The organism is Cupriavidus sp. 05T41 (assembly GCF_056396525.1).
The window spans coordinates 1-16,806 of record NZ_JBFTLQ010000061.1; the positions used below are offsets into that span (position 1 = coordinate 1).

Genomic DNA, 16,806 nt, shown 5'->3' on the forward strand with positions numbered 1-16,806 from the left:
GTAGCTCTCATCGGCCTTGAAGCGATGGAGCGCGAGGCGGTCTTCCTTCGAATAGATCGCCACGGTCCGGATATTCATCTCGGCAGCCGCGCGCATCACGCGGATGGAGATCTCKGAACGGTTGGCAATCAGCAGGGATTTGATCGGGGCGTAGTCCATKAGCATCAGGAAACGGTGTTGCCACAACGCATGGCAACGGAAAGTMGGAGAGAAAGCGCTTCAGGTCAAGCCGTCCACACCACGAAATTTTCAGAGGGCCCTTGATGGCAGCCCCCCTACTCGCAGGAACCGGGCCAACACGCCAAAAAACTGGCATCTCCTTGATTTTGCTGAACATTAAGAAGCAGATCCACCGCATCTATTTCACTTTTGAAATCCTGAAGTTCAGATTTGAAAACCGATGCCCGGCACGAAGAAGCTGATCCCGTTGGCTGTTGTGCAGCACGCTCTCGCCGCCATCGCGCAGGCGATGGCGGCCGCTTGTCCGGCACCAGAACTTGCTCTTGGTGATTTCGCGCTGGCTATTTCTGCTCTTTCTACAATAGTGCTAGGCGGGCGAGGCCGTCACCATGACGCCGCCCGTCCAAGGCCGTTTCTGTCATTGCATCCAAGCTCAGGCAGCGCCCGTATAACAGGCTTMAATCGGCCAAACAGCAAAGGAGGCCATCMATGAAGTTCATGCTGACATTCACTTGGGCCCCGGATACGCGAGTCCGGGAGGACATAATCGGGCGATTCCAGAAGACCGGCGGGCTCCCGCCGGCGGGCGTCACCTTGCTGGGCAGATGGACCAGGGCAGACCTGAGCGGCGGCTTCGACCTGCTCGAGACAAACGATGTGAAGCTTCTGACTGAATTCGCCTACCTGTGGAGCGACCTGATGAAGCTTGAGGTCACGCCAGTACTGGAAGATGCCGACCTCAGCGAGGTCTTCCGGACGGCAGCAAAGCMGATGTGACACGGGCGAGGGCCAGTAGAACGTTGCCCGGCGCCTGTGGCAGGTCCCGCTCGACGCGCGGACGGTCACCGGTTCCGGATGCGCCTGTAGTCCGAGCGTACCGTGCCGGGTCCGGCGCGTAACGGAGGTTGGATGAAACGCCGTMATTTTCTGAAGTCGTCGGCCTTCTTTGCCATCGCCGTTGCATCCGGTGCGCTCACGGCTTGCGGGTCCGGGCCGCCGGGCGTCGCGTCGGCGCGCAAGGGCCGATACCTGTTCCCGCAGGGCATTGCCAGCGGCGACCCGCGGGACGCGTCGGTGGTGTTCTGGACCCGCTGCGTCGCCGCGCAGGGCGACGTTGACGTGGTGCCGGTGCGACTCGACGTGTCGACACGGCCGGACTTTGCAACGACCGTCGCAAGTGTACGGCTGAGCGCATTGCGCCGCTTCGACCATACCGTTCGGGCGAAAATCATCGGGTTGTCGCCGAAGACCCTGTACCACTACCGATTCGTCGCCGGCGATGACGTGACCGGCACCGGCACGGCGCTGACGGCGCCCGGCCCGGCCGATGCCAACACCCGGGTCCGCTTCGCGTGGCTCACGTGCCAGGACTGGGGCGTCAACCACTGGCAGKCGATGACGCTGATGGCGGCCGAGACGGATCTCGACTTCGTCGTGCACGTCGGCGACTACATCTATGAGACGGTGGGTGCGCAAGCGGCCAGCCCTGCGGAACCTGCGCACCCGCCGTTGAACCTGCCCGATGGGCAGCCGATGCCGGGMGGCGGCGTCTACGCCCATACGCTGGCCGACTATCGCGCGCTATATCGAACGTACCGGACCGACCCGCGACTGCAGGACGTTMATCGCCGGTTCCCGATCATTGCAATCTGGGATGATCACGAATTCTCTGACGATGGCTGGCAGGATCATCAGGCTTACACCAATGAGGGCAAGCAGGAGACGCAACGCCGGCGCAACGCCACCCGGGCGTGGGCCGAATATATGCCGATCGACTGGAGCGATGTGGAGTTCGCTCCGGAGGATGCGTCATATCGCAACATCCGCATCTATCGCGATTTCAGCTTTGGCTCGCTGATGCAACTGATCATGACCGACGAGCGGCTGTACCGCGACGGCCAGGTGATCAGCGCACGGGCGATAGCCGAGGCTCGCGGACACGATCCCGTTCACGGCGACGACGCAGTCGGATCGCGCTACTTCGTGAAGCCTGAGGTGCTGCAACGCTTCGAAGCATTGGCTACGGCGCGGCTTGGCCGCGCTCCGTCGATGCTGGGCCCGGCGCAAACCCAGTGGTGGAAGGACAAGCTGAAGACGTCGCGCGCCACATGGAAGGTGTGGGGCAACGAGGTCATGCTGAACCGGCTGTGGGCGGCCTTGCGCACCGCGAATGGCGCATCGGAGGACCGCTTCGTCATCAATTGCGATTCGTGGGACGGCTACCCCACGGACAAGCACGACCTGCTCGCCTACCTGGAACAGGCCTCGATCCGCAACGTCATCGCCATCACGGGGGATTTGCACGCCTTCCAGTGCGGCGTCGTGCGCGGCGGGCCGACCCCCGAGGCCGGCACGCCGKTGTTGGTTGATTTCGTCTGCGCCKGCATCAGCAGCACGTCGTTCTACACCTACGTCAAGGCAGCATGGAGCGGCACGCCGCTCGCTCCACTCGTCGCCACGCCAGCGGCGTTCGACGCTTTCCTCAAGGCCAACAACCCCGATCTCCAGTACGTCGATCACGACGCACAAGGATACGCATCGGCGACCGTCACCCAGGAAAGCTTCTCTGTCGTATTCAACAAGGTGAAGCGGCTGAACAGTGACGGCTCTGCGCCAGACCATGCGCTACTCCATCGCACCAGATTGACGGTTCTCAAGGACTCGACCAAGGTACGGATAGAGACCCTGGCGAACGAGCCGAAAAACGAGCCGATAACGAGCCGATAGCGCGATCTGTCTAGCCCGGCGCGCGATGCGAAGACCGGCCGGTGGTGGCGCGGGAGACGTGGATGCCGGCTCAGGGTTCTTCTCCCGGCGAACAAGCAAGAAGGACAATCGCCATGCGCTATATGCGCCAATGGACCGCTACCCGCGGCAATCCCTGCGGCATATGCATAGGCTCAATCATTCGTTGGTCCGACGCGGCTTGCTTCATAAACTTGGTGATCGATCCAGACGCACAAGCCCTGCCTCGCCTGGCAGGCATCGACATCGCGAGGCCATCCCAATGGTCGCGGCTGTACGCAGCTGGGCTGTCTCGCCCAGATCTCAGGGCAGCCTGATCAACAACCGACGACGCCTGATCCAGCTCGTTGCGCATATCGCCGCATGCCCTGCCGGGCGGCGCGCTCCTTTCCGCTTTCCATCCCATCGGCTCGGCGCTAGTCAGAACCGGAAGGTCCGGGGCGTCTTTAGAAATGCGGATTTCTTCGTTTTCATTCCTGTTGCGTCCTTTCATAGTGTGCCTGGTGGCTATAGACAGTTGCCATCGCCCTGCAACCGTGCGCTGTGCAAGCAAGCCGGCGCAATGCTGGCGGGGGTGAAGACCTGAAGGAGGAGAACGCTATGACGACTGCACTGGAAGAACGAATCGCGCATCCCGCGCTGCAAACTGCCCACGAGCTTGCCCGCTCCGCCGGCCTGCCCTACGCCGGCACCATCTCGCCGCGACAGGCGTGGGAGCTGCTCAACGCCGGCCACGCGCTGCTGGTCGATGTGCGCTCGCAGGAAGAGCGAACCTTTGTCGGCCATGTACCCGGCAGCCTGCACGTGCCCTGGGCGACCGGCACCAGCCTGACCCGCAACCCCCGCTTCGTGCGCGAACTCGAAGCCAAGACCGGCAAGGACGCGGTGGTGCTGTTGCTATGCCGCAGCGGCAATCGCTCAGCGCTCGCCGCCGAGGCGGCCACCAAGGCCGGACTGGCCCAGGTCTACAACGTGCAGGAAGGCTTTGAGGGCGATCTCGACGAACAACAGCGGCGCGGCGGCCTGGGCGGCTGGCGCTTTCACGGCCTGCCATGGTCGCAGCAGTAGTCGCCTGACTGGCGCAACAAAAGGAGTTGTCAGCAATGGCGAACTTTGACGTAGACGAAATCGTCCAGGCCTTGCAGCAGGTTCGCCGGCAATGGCGCGAGGGCCAGCAACGCTTGCTCGAGCCGGGCGGGCGAGACCTGCCCTCACGCGAAGCACTGGCCCAGATCGTGGTGGCCCTGAAGGGCGCGCTCTTTCCGATGCGCCTCGGGCCGCCGGACCTGCGCCAGGAGAGCGAGGATCTCTATATCGGACATTCGCTCGACGCGGCGCTGCATGCGCTGCTGACCCAGGCGCGCCTGGAGCTTCGCTACACCGCCCGTCACGCCGAGCACGGCCCGCCCGAGCTCGAGACCCGCGCGCTGGCCGCGGTGCGGGACTTTGCCGCCAGCCTGCCGCAGATCCGCATCCTGCTCGACAGCGACGTGCTGGCGGCCTACCACGGCGACCCGGCCGCCGGCAGCGTCGATGAAGTCTTGCTGTGCTACCCCGGCGTGCTGGCGATGATCCATCACCGCCTTGCCCATGTGTTGTACCAGCTCGGCCTGCCACTGCTGGCCCGCATCGTGGCCGAGCTGGCGCACGCCGAAACCGGCATCRATATCCATCCGGGCGCGCGCATCGGCAGCGGCTTCTTCATCGATCACGGTACCGGCGTGGTGATCGGCGAAACCGCCATCATCGGCGAACGGGTGCGCCTGTACCAGGCCGTCACGCTCGGCGCMAAGCGTTTTCCGCGCGATGCCAAGGGCCACCTGGAAAAAGGCCTGCCGCGCCATCCGATCGTCGAGGACGATGTGGTGATCTACGCCGGCGCGACCATCCTTGGCCGCATCACGCTGGGCCGCGGCGCGGTCATTGGTGGCAATGTCTGGGTCACGCAGGATGTCGCGCCCGGTGCGCATGTCACGCAGGCGGTATCGCGCAGCGAGGGCGAGCCTGCCCGACCCTTTGCGGAGGCTGCCCTGCCATGAACGACCTTGTCCGTACGCTGGGCAGCACCGTGCGCGAGTTGMGCGAAGTCCAAGGCTGGTCGCAGGAAACACTGGCCGAGCATGCCAGCCTGAACCGCTMCTACGTGGGCGAGATCGAGCGTGGCAGCGTGATCGCATCGATCGTCASGGTGGAGAAGCTCGCGCTGGCGCTGGGGGTGCCTATCGCCTGGCTGCTTGGCGCCAGCCATGGCGCGGAGCCGGAGCTGCGGCGCCAGGCCAGTGCCGGCGGTACACGCTAGCGGTATGTCACCAGGCGGGGCAGTTTGCCGTCTATAGCCTGTTGAAGGCGGCCATGACGGCTTTGATAATCGCCCTGCTCATAACCTTCCCTGTTTTTCTCATATCAACCAGGAGTTTTACATGTCGGCATCAGCAGGCAGCCAGACCGCGCTCGGCGATAACGCAGCACGGCAACTAGCCAACGCGACCAAGACCGTTCCCCAACTCGCGTCCATCACGCCTCGCTGGCTGACGCATTTCCTGCAATGGGTCCCGGTCGAGGCGGGCATCTATCGCCTGAACAAGGTGCAGAACCCTGAAACCGTACAGGTGGCCTGCACCCAGCGTGACAGCGAGGGCCGCCTGCCCCGCACCTTCGTCGACTACGAAGAGCAGCCCCGCGAGTATTTCCTGAACGCGGTCAGCACCGTGCTCGACGTGCATACGCGCGTGTCGGACCTGTACAGCAGCCCGCACGACCAGGTCAAGGAACAACTGCGCCTGACCATCGAGACCATCAAGGAGCACCAGGAAAGCGAACTGATCAACAACCCGGACTACGGCCTGCTGGCCAACGTGGCCGAAGAGCAGCGGATCTTCCCGCTGACCGGCGCGCCCACGCCGGACGATCTCGACGAKTTGCTCGGCAAGGTGTGGAAGGAGCCCGCGTTCTTCCTCGCGCATCCGCTGGCGATCACCGCCTTCGGGCGCGAATGCACGCGCCGTGGCGTGCCGCCGCCCACGGTCAGCCTGTTCGGCTCGCAGTTCATCACCTGGCGCGGCATTCCGCTGATTCCGTCGGACAAGGTGCCGGTGGCCGACGGCAAGAGCAAGATCCTGCTGCTGCGCGTGGGCGACAAGCGCCAGGGCGTGGTCGGCCTGTACCAGCCCGGCGTGGCGGGCGAACAGGGCCCGGGCTTGTCGGTGCGCTTCATGGGCATCAACGACCAGGCCATCGCCTCCTATCTGATCTCCCTGTACTGCTCGCTCGCGGTGCATGCGCCGGACGCGCTGGCGGTTCTCGATGACGTGGAAATCGGCAAGTACCATGACTACCCTGACACCTACAAGTAATCCKGGCGCAAGCGTTCCGGCAGCACCGCAGGTGCCCGCGGGCCTGCCCGATCCTGCCGTGCTGGCGCGGCTGGCCGGGGCCTTCTTCTCGGCCTTGCCGGGCAAGCCGGCGGAACTTGCGCMCGAGCTTGCCCCAGCGCTGGCCGTGGCCGGCAATCCCGCGCCTGCCGGCTCGCCGCTGGCGGGCCCGGGCGGCACGGGCACCGGCGTGCCTGGCGCCGCCATTCCCCAAGGCAAGGTGCCAGGCGCCAACCTGGCGCCGGCGGCGCCAACCCATGTGCTGTCGCTGGGCAACCGCGCGCCAGCGCTGCTRCCTAGCGCGGCCGCGCAGAACGGCCTGCCCGATACCGTGACCAACGCGGCGCCCGCGCTGGAAAGCCGCTTCGGCGGCACCGCGCTGGGGGTGCCACCGGTCGCCGATGCTTCGCCGCGGCCGGGGCAGGCGGCGAGCGCCTATTATTTCCTCGACACTGCGGGGCTTGCGTCACGCAGCGGCCCGGGCAGCCTGGACCGCATCGCACTGCCCGACGCGAGCGGTGTGCCGCGCCTGGTACCGCAAGGCGTTGGCCACGGCGACGCCTTGCCGTGGGCGGCGGCGCCGTCGGGCGCGCCGTTCGACGTGCACGCCGTGCGCCGCGACTTCCCGATCCTGCAGGAACGCGTCAATGGCCGCCCGCTGGTGTGGTTCGACAATGCCGCCACCACCCACAAGCCGCGCCAGGTGATCGAGCKCATCTCGCATTTCTATGCGCACGAGAACTCGAATATCCACCGCGCCGCGCATGCGCTGGCGGCGCGCGCCACCGATGCCTACGAGGCCGCGCGCAGCAAGGTGCAGCGCTTTATCGGCGCCGCCTCGCCCGACGAGATCATCTTCGTGCGCGGCGCCACCGAGGCGATCAACCTGATCGCCAAGACCTGGGGGGTGAGCCATGTAGGCGAAGGCGACGAGATCATCGTCTCGCACCTGGAGCATCACGCCAACATCGTGCCGTGGCAGCAACTTGCCGCGCAGGTCGGGGCCAGGCTGCGGGTCATACCGGTGGATGATTCCGGCCAGGTACGGCTGGACGAGTACCGGCGCCTGCTCAACCACCGCACCCGCATCGTGGCGGTGACGCAGGTCTCCAATGCGCTGGGCACGGTGGTGCCGGTCCGGGAAATCGTCGAACTGGCGCACCTTGCCGGCGCCAGGGCGCTGGTCGACGGCGCGCAGTCGGTCTCGCACATGCGCGTGGACGTGCAGGCCATCGATGCCGACTTCTTCGTGTTCTCGGGGCACAAGATCTTCGGCCCCACCGGCATCGGCGTGGTCTATGGCAAGCGCGAGATCCTGGAGCACATGCCACCCTGGCAAGGCGGCGGCAACATGATCGCCGACGTCACCTTCGAGCGCACCGAGTTCCAGCCGCCACCCAATCGCTTCGAGGCAGGCACCGGCAATATCGCCGATGCGGTCGGCCTCGGTGCCGCGCTGGATTATGTGGAACGCGTCGGCATCGACAGTATCGCCCGCTACKAGCATGACCTGCTCGAATATACCACCCGGCTGCTGGCGCCTGTCCCGGGGGTGCGGCTGATCGGCACCGCGCGGGACAAGGCCAGCGTGCTGTCCTTCGTGCTCAAGGGGTATGAGACCGAGGAAGTCGGCCGCGCGCTCAATGAAGAAGGCATTGCGGTGCGTTCAGGCCATCACTGCGCCCAGCCCATCCTGCGTCGCTTCGGCGTCGAGGCCACGGTGCGCCCGTCACTGGCTTTCTACAATACGACCGGGGAAGTCGATCACTTCATTTCGGTGATCCGCCGACTTGCCGGCCGGCGCTGACGGACGCGGCCATCTGGTCCCCGCCCTCGCCCGCCGGCCTTGCCGGCTGGCGAGGGCGTTTTCGCCATGAGCAATCGCTCCCGGCGATCCCTACTTTCMATTCCTGCCGCCCGCACAGTTCGCCCGGACAGTTCGCCCGCACAGTTCGCCCGATTCGTCCAACCCGGTGATCCGGCCGCGGTGATGGAAGCGCCCACGCACGCAAGAGCGGCGCCTGTGCTTCGCCGCGACCACCACCTATCGCCGCCACATGCCTTCGCGGATCAACGCATCCGCAATCCCCGGGATCATCTGCGCCACCTGCCGCGCGGCAGCCGTAAACGGGCGCTGGCTGCTGGTGGCCAGCACGACCGATTGCCGCAAGGCGCGGTCCGACAGCGGCACGCCATCGAAGTCACCGCTCTCCAGCTCGGCTGCGACCGCGTGGTAGGGCAGCACGGAGAACGCGGCGTGGTCAAACATGATGCGCTTGATGACCACCGATGAGCTGGCCTCCATGCAGACATTGAGCGGGATGCGATGGGCGATGGCCAGCTCGTCGAGCAGGTTGCGGATGGCGTTGGGGGGCACCGGCAGCACCAGCGGCACGCCGCCGAGCTGGCGCGCCGTGATCGACGCCGGCCTGCCGCCCACCGTGCGCCAGTGCGCCTGCAAGGCCGCGCGCCGGCCCACCAGCATCAGCGGCGTGTCGAGCAGGCGCCGGTAGCTGTTCCGGCCTTCGGCGCGGTAGCGGTTGAGCACCGCAAGGTCGATGCTGCCCTGCGTCAGCCGGGTCTCGATCTCCCCGCTGTAGCCCTCCACGATGCGCAGCCGGACCGCCGGCAGGCGCTCCTGCACGGCGGCGTAGAGCCGGCTCGACAGCAGCGGCGCCACCGCCGGCACCAGCCCGAGCGTGACCATCCCGCCGACGTTGCCCGCCTCGCCCCGCGCCGACTCCACCAGTTGCCGGGCGCCGGCCAGCAGCGGCTCGGCGTCGGCGAGCACCTGCGCGGCCAGCGTGGTCGGCCGTACGCCGCGCCMGGTGCGGTAGAACAGCGCGCCGCCGAACATMCGCTCMAGTTCGGCCACCTGCCTGCTGATGGCCGACTGCGCCAGCCCGAGCTGCGCCGCTGCCCCCGAAACGCTGCCCGTGCGCGCCACCGCCACGAAGGTCGCCAGCGCCTTGAGTGTGAGGTCCTGCCCTGCTTCCGTTTGCATGCCTTGGCTCCCGCTATCTTCCGGCGAGATACCTGCTTTCTCCTGCCGGCATTGATCGGAGGATACCGCCTCTCTATCGTTACAAGCAATGGACACCGACGAGCACCGACCACACTGACCACACTGACMCACACGAGGAGACACCGACCCATGCCCCTATCCGCCGAACGCCATCCGCTGGCGCCGCTCGACGCGGCGCAAACCGATACGCTGGCCCGAGTCCAGGCGCTGGTCCAGGAAACCATCGGCCCGAAGGCCAATGCGGCAAACCGCAATGACGACTTCGCCTKGGACACCTTCCGCGCGCTGGCCGAAAGCGGCGTCATCGCCACGGCATTCCCCCGGGAATTTGGCGGCACGGCGGCATCGATGCTGCTGCGCGTCAGGATCATCGAAGAAATCGCCCGGGTCTGCAGCACCGCGGCCTCGCTCGTGACGGGCACGGACCTGTCGTCGCGCCCGATCGTCGCGGGCGGCTCGCCCGAGCTGTGCGCGCAGACGGTGCCGCTGCTGGCCCGCGGCGACAAGCAATCCGCGTTCGCGCTGACCGAGCCCGGCGCGGGCTCGGACCTCGCTCGGCTGCGCACCGTCGCCAGCCGGCACCCCGGCGGCTACCGGTTGTCGGGGGTGAAGAAGTTCATTACCCGCGCCACGGTGGCCGACATGTTTGTGGTGGTGGCATCGCTCGCCGACGGGCCCGGCGGCAGCAAAGGGCTGACTGCGTTCCTGGTGCCGCGCGAAGCCGAAGGGCTCAGCGTCTCGGCCATCATCCCCAAGCTCGGCTGGCATGGCGTGCCGATCGCGGAGGTGCGTCTGGACGACGTGTTCGTGCCGGCGTCGCATCGCCTCGGCGAAGAGGGACAGGGCATGGCGCTGGCGCAGGACACGCTGGTGCGCGCCCGGATCGGCCATGCGGCGATTGCACTGGGGCGGATGGCCGGCGCGCTGCAGATCGCGGCGCAGTACGCCGGGCATCGGCAAGTGTCGGGCAAGGCAGTGGGCGAGCACCAGGGCATCCAGTGGATGCTGGCCGACATGGCAGCGCGCATCGAAGCCGCGCGCTGMCTGGTGTACAGCGCGGCGCAGCGCTACGACCGCGAGGACCCCGAAACGTCGATCCACGCCTCGATCGCCAAGATGCACAGCACCGACCTGTGCATGCGCGTGGTGGTGGACTGCGCGCAGCTGCTCGGYGGCAACAGCTACCTGAATGCCTATCCGATCGAACGCTTCCTGCGCGATGCCAAGATGAACCAGATCGGCGAGGGCACCAGCGAAGTCCACAAGAACCTGATCGGCAGGTACGTGATGAAGACGGCAGCGGCGATGCCGCAGCACCCCTGCCTCGACTTTGACCCGGACCTGTTCGGAGCGCACTGATGACCGAGACCAGCCACAATMCCCTGGCCAACGCGCTGTGCCGCCGGCTCGGCATCCGCTACCCGATCTTCGGACTGGCGCACAGCATCGAAGTGGCCGCGGCGATCTCCAATGCGGGCGGACTCGGCGTCTATGCCGCCGCGCGCGACGGCCCCAACGAACTCGCGCAAAAGCTGCGCGACCTGCGCGCGCTGTGTCCCGGCGTTCCCGTCGGCGTGGACCTGCTGCTGCCGACCGCGCTGCCGGGCGTCTCCACCCCCGATGACGTGGCGGCGGCCATTCCGGACGGGCATCGCCAGTTTGTCGACAGCCTGTTCGAGCGCTTCGATGTGCCGCCGGCCTCGCAAGGCAACTTCTTCTCGCAGTATGTGCGCTCGCAGGCCTTGTTCGAGGAGCAGGTCGAGGCAGTGGCCGAGAGCGCGGTAGAAGTCTTCGCGGCCGGTGTCGGCACGCCCGTCGACACCCTTGCCAGGGTGCGGCGTGCCGGCAAGACCACGATGGCGCTGGTCGGCGCCATCAAGCATGCACGCAAGGCCATCGCGGCCGGCGTCGATGTGCTGGTCGCGCAGGGCTATGACGCGGGCGGGCATACCGGGACCACCGGCACCTTCACGCTGGTGCCGCAGATCATCGCGGCGGCGGAAGGCCGGCCGGTGCTTGCCGCCGGCGGCGTCGGCGAAGGCAGCCAGGTCGCCGCGGCACTGGCGATGGGTGCGCAAGGCGCATGGCTCGGCACGGTGTGGCTGGGCAGCACCGAGCACCGGCTGCCGGCCGCGCTGACCGAGCGGCTGCTGGCCGCGGGCAGCGAAGACACCGTCATCACGCGCGCGCACAGCGGCAAGCCTTGCCGGGTGGTGCGCAGCGCGTTCTCCGACGCGTGGGCGGCGCCCGGCGCCCCCGAGCCGCTCGACATGCCTTACCAGCAGGCGCTGACCGGGCGCCTGCTGGCGGCGGTGGAAGAGCACGAGATCGCGCCGCTGATGTACGAGGCGGCGGGCCAGAGTGTCGCCTGGGTGCGGGAAGTCGAGCCGGTGGCGACCATCATGGAGCGGCTGGTACGCGAGACGCAGCAGTCGCTGGAGCGCCTGCGCAGCTACCTGCCGGGCTGACCGGCAGAGGCGGCAGAGGCAGCAGAGGCAGCTATACCTGGAATAAAGGCACCCGGCACGAAAGCCGGGGCCAGAACAAGGAGACAACATGGATCGCCGAGCATTCGCACGGACTGCGTTGCAAACCACCCTGGCGCTGGCCGCCCCCGGCTGGCTGCCGGCACTGGCCCGGGCCGCCACGGGACCGGGCAACTACCCCGACCGGCCGGTGCGCGCGATCGTGCCGTATCCGGTGGGAGGCGTGGTCGACATCACGCTGCGCGCGGCGCTCGACCGGATGTCGCTGGACCTGCCGCAGCGCGTGGTGGTGGAAAACCGGCCGGGCGCCGACGGCCGCATCGGCATCGAGTTCGCCGGCCGCGCGCCGGCGGACGGGTACACGCTGCTGGGCGTGACCCCGGTGCTGGCGGTGGCCCAGACGCTGTATCCCGACTCCGGCATCCGCGTGCAGAACTTCCGCGCCATCGGCGCGGTGGCGGCGGTGCCCTCGGTCTTCGTGGTCCACAACGACRTGCCGGTGAAGACGTTGAAGGAATTCGCGGCATGGGCCAAGGCGCGGCCGGGCGAGGTCAATGTCCCGGTGCCGGGCGCGGGCAACTCGTTGCATCTCGCGCAGGAGCTGTTCTTTGAATCGACCGGCCTGCGGGTCACCAATGTCGGCTACAAGGGCCAGCCGCCTTCGGTGCTGGACCTGGGGCGCGGGCAACTGCAGTTTGCGCTGGTGTCGCAGAACCTGATCCTGCCGCTGATCCAGTCCAAGCGCGTGCGGCCGCTTGCCGTCAATGCCACCAGGCGGACGCGCTCGCTGCCCGACATCCCGACCATTGCCGAGGCGGGCTATCCGGACGCGCTGGTGCAGTCGTGGTACGGGCTCGCCGTCCACGCACGCACCGCGCCGGCCATCGTCGACTACCTCGGCTCTGCATTGCAGGCGGCCATGGGCACCGCCGATGTGCGCAACAAGCTCGCGGCGCTCGACGCGGAGATCCTCGCGCTCGACGCGAAGCAGTTCGACAAGCTCCTGCAGGCCGAAACCACGCGCTGGGCGGCGCTGATCAAGGCCCGGGACATCAAGGTGGACGCATGAAGCACGCGACCCATCCGGAAGTACGCCAGGAACACCTCATGTCCACTTTCAAGCATTTCTTCAACCCACGCTCCGTTACCGTCATCGGCGCCTCGCAGGACCTGGCATCCATCAGCGGACAGCCGATCGCGCATCTCAAGGCCAAGGGCTACACGGGCCGGATCCTGCCCGTCAATCCGCGCTATGCAGAAGTGGGCGGGTATCCGTGCTATCCGGATGTCGCATCGCTGCCCATCGCGCCCGACGTCGCGGTGATCGCCGTGGCGGCCAAGCGCGTCGCCAGCGCGCTGGCCGATCTTGGCCGCAAGGGCTGCCGATTCGCGGTGATCCTCTCTTCCGGCTTCGCCGAGACGGGTGAGGAAGGCGCGCAGGCGCGGCGCAACATCGCTGCCACGGCCCGCGAATTCGGCATGCACGTAATCGGCCCGAACTGCCAGGGCTATATGAACGTCAGCGATGGCATCCATGTCGGCTTCGGCGCGCCCTACGGCCTGACCTACCMAGCCGGCAATCTCAGCCTCACCTCGCAGAGCGGCGCCTTCGGCAATTCGATCGTGATGCTGGCGAGCCAGGAAGGCATTGGCTTCCGGCACTACGTCTCGACCGGCAACGAATCCGTGACGACCTCGCTCGACTTCATGGACGCGATGATCGACGACCCCKAAACCCACGTGATCGCCGGCTATGTCGAGGGCTTCCAGGATGCGCACAGGCTCGTGGGCATCGGCCAGCGCGCGCTGCGTGCCGGCAAGCCGATGCTCATCTGGAAAGTCGGCACGTCTGAAGCTGGCGCCAGGGCGGCTGCATCGCACACCGCCAACCTCGGCGGTGCCATGGCGCTGTACCGCGCCGCATTCCGGCAGAGCGGGATCATCGAAGTGAACGATGTCGGCGATCTGGCGGACTGCGCCAAGGCCCTGTTGCCACGGCGCTTTCCCAAGGGCAACCGGCTCGCGGTCGTCACGATTTCCGGTGGCGCCGGCATTGCGATGGCGGACGGCGCGACCAACGGTGGATTGCAGTTGCCCGCGCTCGAAGCATCGACCGTGAGTGCGCTCAAGCAGGTGCTTCCTTCGTTTGCAGCGGTGGCAAATCCACTGGACGTGACGGCGAGTCTGCTGGCCGACGCCAACCTCCTCAAAGTCACGCTCGAGAAACTTGCAGACGATCCGAACGTGGATCTGATCGGCCTTGCGCTCGCCGCCGCCAGCGGCAAGCTCGCTGTCGAGCTGGCTCGCGAGATCGTCCGCGTCTCGCGGGAGCGCGACATTCCGATCCTCGTCGCGTGGAATGCCGATCCGGCCAGCGTGCAGGAGGCCTATGACATCCTGGATCGCGCCGGTATTCCGCGCTACCAATCCCCGGTGCGCTGTGCGCGTGGTGCCGGCGCATTGTGGGCTTTMGCACAGGCGCGCATGCGCATCGAGACGCTGGCCAGCGAGAAGCCGCTCCTCATTCATCGGCCTGAGGTGTGCCGCGCCATCGCCGGCCGCGGCACGGACCTGACCGAATACGAGGCCAAGCAGGTATTGAGCGCCTATGGCATCCGCGGCACGCAAGAGCAACTGGCGACCAGTGCATCGGACGCGGTTCGCCTCGCCGCTGACCTGGGCGGTCCGGTGGTCATGAAGGTCCAGTCGACCGACATTCCGCACAAGACCGAGGCCGGCGGCGTGCGCGTGGGCATGCAGGGCAGCGACACCGTCTCGGCTGCCTTCGACGAGATCATGCGCAATGCGCAGGCCTATGCGCCGCAAGCGGTGCTCGACGGCGTGCTGGTGCAGGAGATGGTCAGCGGCGCGAACGAACTCATCCTCGGCGTCAACAACGATCCGCTGTTCGGACCCGCCGTCATGGTGGGCTTCGGTGGTATCTACGCCGAGGTKATGAAGGATGTGAGTTTTCGCCTCGCGCCCATCGTGCGGTCGGAAGCGGAACAAATGGTGCGTGAACTGCGGGCCTTCGCGATCCTGGATGGCGCCCGGGGCCGCCCAAAGGCGGACCTCGACGCGCTGGTCGACACGCTCATGCATTTGTCGGCGCTGGCCATCGATCTTCGCAATGTCGTGCAGGAAATCGACATCAATCCGCTGTTCGTCCTGAAAGCCGGCGAAGGGGTTAGGGCCGGCGATGCGCTGGCCAAGCCGTTGATGCAGACGCGGGCGGTGGCATGGGACGTCGAGGCGCGCGCACCGCGTGCCGTCGCCGCTGCCGCTGCCGCTGCCGGCCTRTAGCGCCGCCTCCAAGCCAACGCCCCTCGCAGCGTGTCGATGTCCGCACGCTCGCTGGATCAGATCATCGGGTGGATCGCAGGCCTGCCTGCCACGCGGGCAGGCCTTGCGCCGTCAGACCACGTCGATCACGACATTGATATTGCMGTGTGTGGCCTTCGAGTACGGGCAACGCTGATGCGCATCCTGCGCCAGCGAAAGCGCGGTCTCGCGGTCGAAGCCAGGCAGGCTGACAGTCAGGCGAGCCTGCAGGAAGTAGGCTTCCCCGGTCATGCCAAGATCGACCTCGGCGTCAACAGCCACATCGGCCGGTAGCGTGACTCCCCCGGCCTGGGCAGCCTTGCCGAGCGCACCGATGAAGCAGGCAGACCAGCCCGCTGCGAACAGTTGCTCGGGATTGGTTCCGCTACCTGCGCTGCCCGGGCGCGTGAGCTTGATATCCAGACGACCGTCATCGCTGCGGGCCGCGCCATCGCGTCCACCGGCGGTATGGGTCTTGCCGGTGTAGAGAACTTTCTCGATCTCGCTMGTGCCGGTGTAGACAGCTTTTTCGATCTTGCTCATCTTTGACTCCTTGTCAGTGATTTGAAATAACCGAATCGGACAATTGCCGAGCCGGAGGGCATACAGGGAGCATTTAAGAAGATCGATGTATCAGCGGTGTAGCGATACGCAGGCAGATTCTTGAGCGTGTGTATCCCGGCCGCGGTCTGATACAGAGGAATACAAAACGGAGGGGCGAGGTGGCGCTTTCCACACCGTTTCAAAAACTGACCGCCGGCTCCGTCGAGACAACCGTTGGCCACCAGGGTGACGCGCATCTCCGCGCATCTCGTCGCGGGCTTGGTATCGTGATGCATCCGACACGAGTCCGCACAGGATCCTTTTCATTTCCCAATAGCGTGAATGGCGCCATTCTGGCCGGATTACGCGCTGTCCACTTGTTCCCCCATGTAGCAAATCCTGTTCCGACCGATGCCTTTATCAGGTGAGGCCCACCGCCTAAAGTCATGCCATAAGCAACCGAACCCCATCAGGAGCCATCATGTCCGTTCAGGAACGCCTCGCAGCACATGGGCTGACACTGCCCAATCCGCCCCAGCCACTGGGCAGCTACACGGCTGTCAGCCAGGCAGGAGACCTACTCTTCATTTCCGGGCAGTTGCCGCTGGCTGATGGCAAGGTGGTCTGGCAGGGCCAAGTCGGCAAGGACCTGACCCTCGAGGAAGGCCAGCGCGCCGCGAAGCTTGCCGCGCTCAATGTGCTGGCCCAGATCCACGCGCATCTGGGCGGCTTCGAGCGGCTGGACCATATCGTCCGCCTCGAAGGTCACGTGACCAGCGCCGAGGGATGGCTGCAGCAGCCGGCGGTGCTGGATGGCGCGTCCGATTTTTTCGCCGACGTGCTCGGCGAAAAGGCCGGCCATGCGCGGGCCGCCTACTCCCACTTCCAGCAGCCCGGCAATGCGGCGGTGATTCTGGTGGTGATTGCCCAGATCCGGCCAGCCTGACCCCCCATGGTTGGAGATCGTGGCTTGCCGCCGTGCGCCACGCCGCTTCTGGCCGACTTCCTCGCCTTGAAGGCTTGGCCGTCGAGCCGGCTGGACACGCTGAGGTTTCCTCCTGTCCACATAAGAACTTCTTGGTTACCGTTCTTGGTTACCGTAATGCGGGCCATCTGGCCCGCTGGCCCATATGGA

At 66.4% G+C, this 16,806-nt stretch carries 15 protein-coding genes; 12 read left to right on the forward strand and 3 right to left on the reverse strand.

The window, feature by feature from the left end:
• Window positions 1-159, reverse strand: a 159-nt coding sequence (locus tag AC1DKV_RS28650; RefSeq protein ID WP_441622188.1) for a biotin carboxylase N-terminal domain-containing protein, incomplete at its 3' end; no start/stop codon positions are given.
• 510 nt (window positions 160-669) lie between these two features.
• Here AC1DKV_RS28650 and AC1DKV_RS28655 point away from each other — a divergent pair.
• From AC1DKV_RS28655 to AC1DKV_RS28685, 7 genes are all read left to right on the forward strand, one after another.
• Window positions 670-957, forward strand: coding sequence for a DUF3303 domain-containing protein (locus AC1DKV_RS28655; RefSeq protein WP_477138528.1), 288 nt, complete (start codon window positions 670-672; stop codon window positions 955-957).
• Between the two features lie 132 nt (window positions 958-1,089).
• Window positions 1,090-2,907, forward strand: a complete 1,818-nt coding sequence (locus tag AC1DKV_RS28660) for an alkaline phosphatase D family protein (RefSeq protein WP_477138529.1) — start codon at window positions 1,090-1,092, stop codon at window positions 2,905-2,907.
• A 618-nt stretch (window positions 2,908-3,525) separates the two neighbouring features.
• Window positions 3,526-3,993 (forward strand): rhodanese-like domain-containing protein, encoded by a 468-nt coding sequence (locus tag AC1DKV_RS28665; protein WP_441622107.1) that lies wholly within the window; start codon window positions 3,526-3,528, stop codon window positions 3,991-3,993.
• A gap of 35 nt (window positions 3,994-4,028) precedes the next feature.
• Window positions 4,029-4,964: a serine O-acetyltransferase EpsC gene (gene epsC / locus AC1DKV_RS28670; RefSeq protein ID WP_477138530.1), complete on the forward strand. Its 936-nt coding sequence runs from the start codon at window positions 4,029-4,031 to the stop codon at window positions 4,962-4,964.
• Window positions 4,961-5,224, forward strand: coding sequence for a helix-turn-helix domain-containing protein (locus AC1DKV_RS28675; protein ID WP_477138531.1), 264 nt, complete (start codon window positions 4,961-4,963; stop codon window positions 5,222-5,224). The genes epsC and AC1DKV_RS28675 overlap by 4 nt, the downstream gene beginning before the upstream one ends.
• Before the next feature lie 121 nt (window positions 5,225-5,345).
• Entirely contained in the window at window positions 5,346-6,278 is a 933-nt protein-coding gene (locus AC1DKV_RS28680) for a family 2A encapsulin nanocompartment shell protein (RefSeq protein WP_477138532.1), read from the forward strand.
• Window positions 6,253-8,103: a family 2A encapsulin nanocompartment cargo protein cysteine desulfurase gene (locus tag AC1DKV_RS28685; protein ID WP_477138533.1), complete on the forward strand. Its 1,851-nt coding sequence runs from the start codon at window positions 6,253-6,255 to the stop codon at window positions 8,101-8,103. Before AC1DKV_RS28680 ends, AC1DKV_RS28685 begins: the two co-directional genes overlap by 26 nt.
• A gap of 237 nt (window positions 8,104-8,340) precedes the next feature.
• Here the strand turns inward: AC1DKV_RS28685 and AC1DKV_RS28690 are convergent, their stop codons facing one another.
• Window positions 8,341-9,300, reverse strand: a complete 960-nt coding sequence (locus AC1DKV_RS28690) for a LysR family transcriptional regulator (protein WP_477138534.1) — start codon at window positions 9,298-9,300, stop codon at window positions 8,341-8,343.
• 150 nt (window positions 9,301-9,450) lie between these two features.
• On the opposite strand from AC1DKV_RS28690, the gene AC1DKV_RS28695 reads away from it, so the two are divergent.
• The 4 genes from AC1DKV_RS28695 (at window position 9,451) to AC1DKV_RS28710 (ending at window position 15,110) form a co-directional block, all read left to right on the forward strand.
• Window positions 9,451-10,680, forward strand: coding sequence for an acyl-CoA dehydrogenase family protein (locus AC1DKV_RS28695; protein WP_477138535.1), 1,230 nt, complete (start codon window positions 9,451-9,453; stop codon window positions 10,678-10,680).
• Window positions 10,680-11,789, forward strand: coding sequence for an NAD(P)H-dependent flavin oxidoreductase (locus AC1DKV_RS28700; RefSeq protein ID WP_477138536.1), 1,110 nt, complete (start codon window positions 10,680-10,682; stop codon window positions 11,787-11,789). The genes AC1DKV_RS28695 and AC1DKV_RS28700 overlap by 1 nt, the downstream gene beginning before the upstream one ends.
• 88 nt (window positions 11,790-11,877) lie before the next feature.
• A complete protein-coding gene (locus AC1DKV_RS28705; protein WP_477138537.1) occupies window positions 11,878-12,876 on the forward strand; it encodes a Bug family tripartite tricarboxylate transporter substrate binding protein in 999 nt (332 codons plus the stop codon).
• A complete protein-coding gene (locus AC1DKV_RS28710) occupies window positions 12,873-15,110 on the forward strand; it encodes an acetate--CoA ligase family protein (protein ID WP_477138538.1) in 2,238 nt (745 codons plus the stop codon). The genes AC1DKV_RS28705 and AC1DKV_RS28710 overlap by 4 nt, the downstream gene beginning before the upstream one ends.
• A gap of 111 nt (window positions 15,111-15,221) precedes the next feature.
• Here AC1DKV_RS28710 and AC1DKV_RS28715 read toward each other — a convergent pair whose 3' ends face one another.
• Window positions 15,222-15,671 carry an organic hydroperoxide resistance protein gene (locus tag AC1DKV_RS28715; protein WP_477138539.1) on the reverse strand — a complete coding sequence of 150 codons (450 nt, stop codon included), beginning with the start codon at window positions 15,669-15,671 and terminating at the stop codon, window positions 15,222-15,224.
• Window positions 15,672-16,152: 481 nt separating this feature from the next.
• Between AC1DKV_RS28715 and AC1DKV_RS28720 the strand changes: the two genes are divergently transcribed.
• A complete protein-coding gene (locus AC1DKV_RS28720; RefSeq protein WP_441622129.1) occupies window positions 16,153-16,617 on the forward strand; it encodes a RidA family protein in 465 nt (154 codons plus the stop codon).
• The last annotated feature ends 189 nt before the right edge of the window (window positions 16,618-16,806 follow it).

Coding starts and splice junctions, on each gene's coding strand:
- AC1DKV_RS28665 (WP_441622107.1), top strand. CDS start 3,526: ATGACGACTGCACTGGAAGAACGAATCGCGCATCCCGCGCTGCAAACT.
- AC1DKV_RS28720 (WP_441622129.1), top strand. CDS start 16,153: ATGTCCGTTCAGGAACGCCTCGCAGCACATGGGCTGACACTGCCCAAT.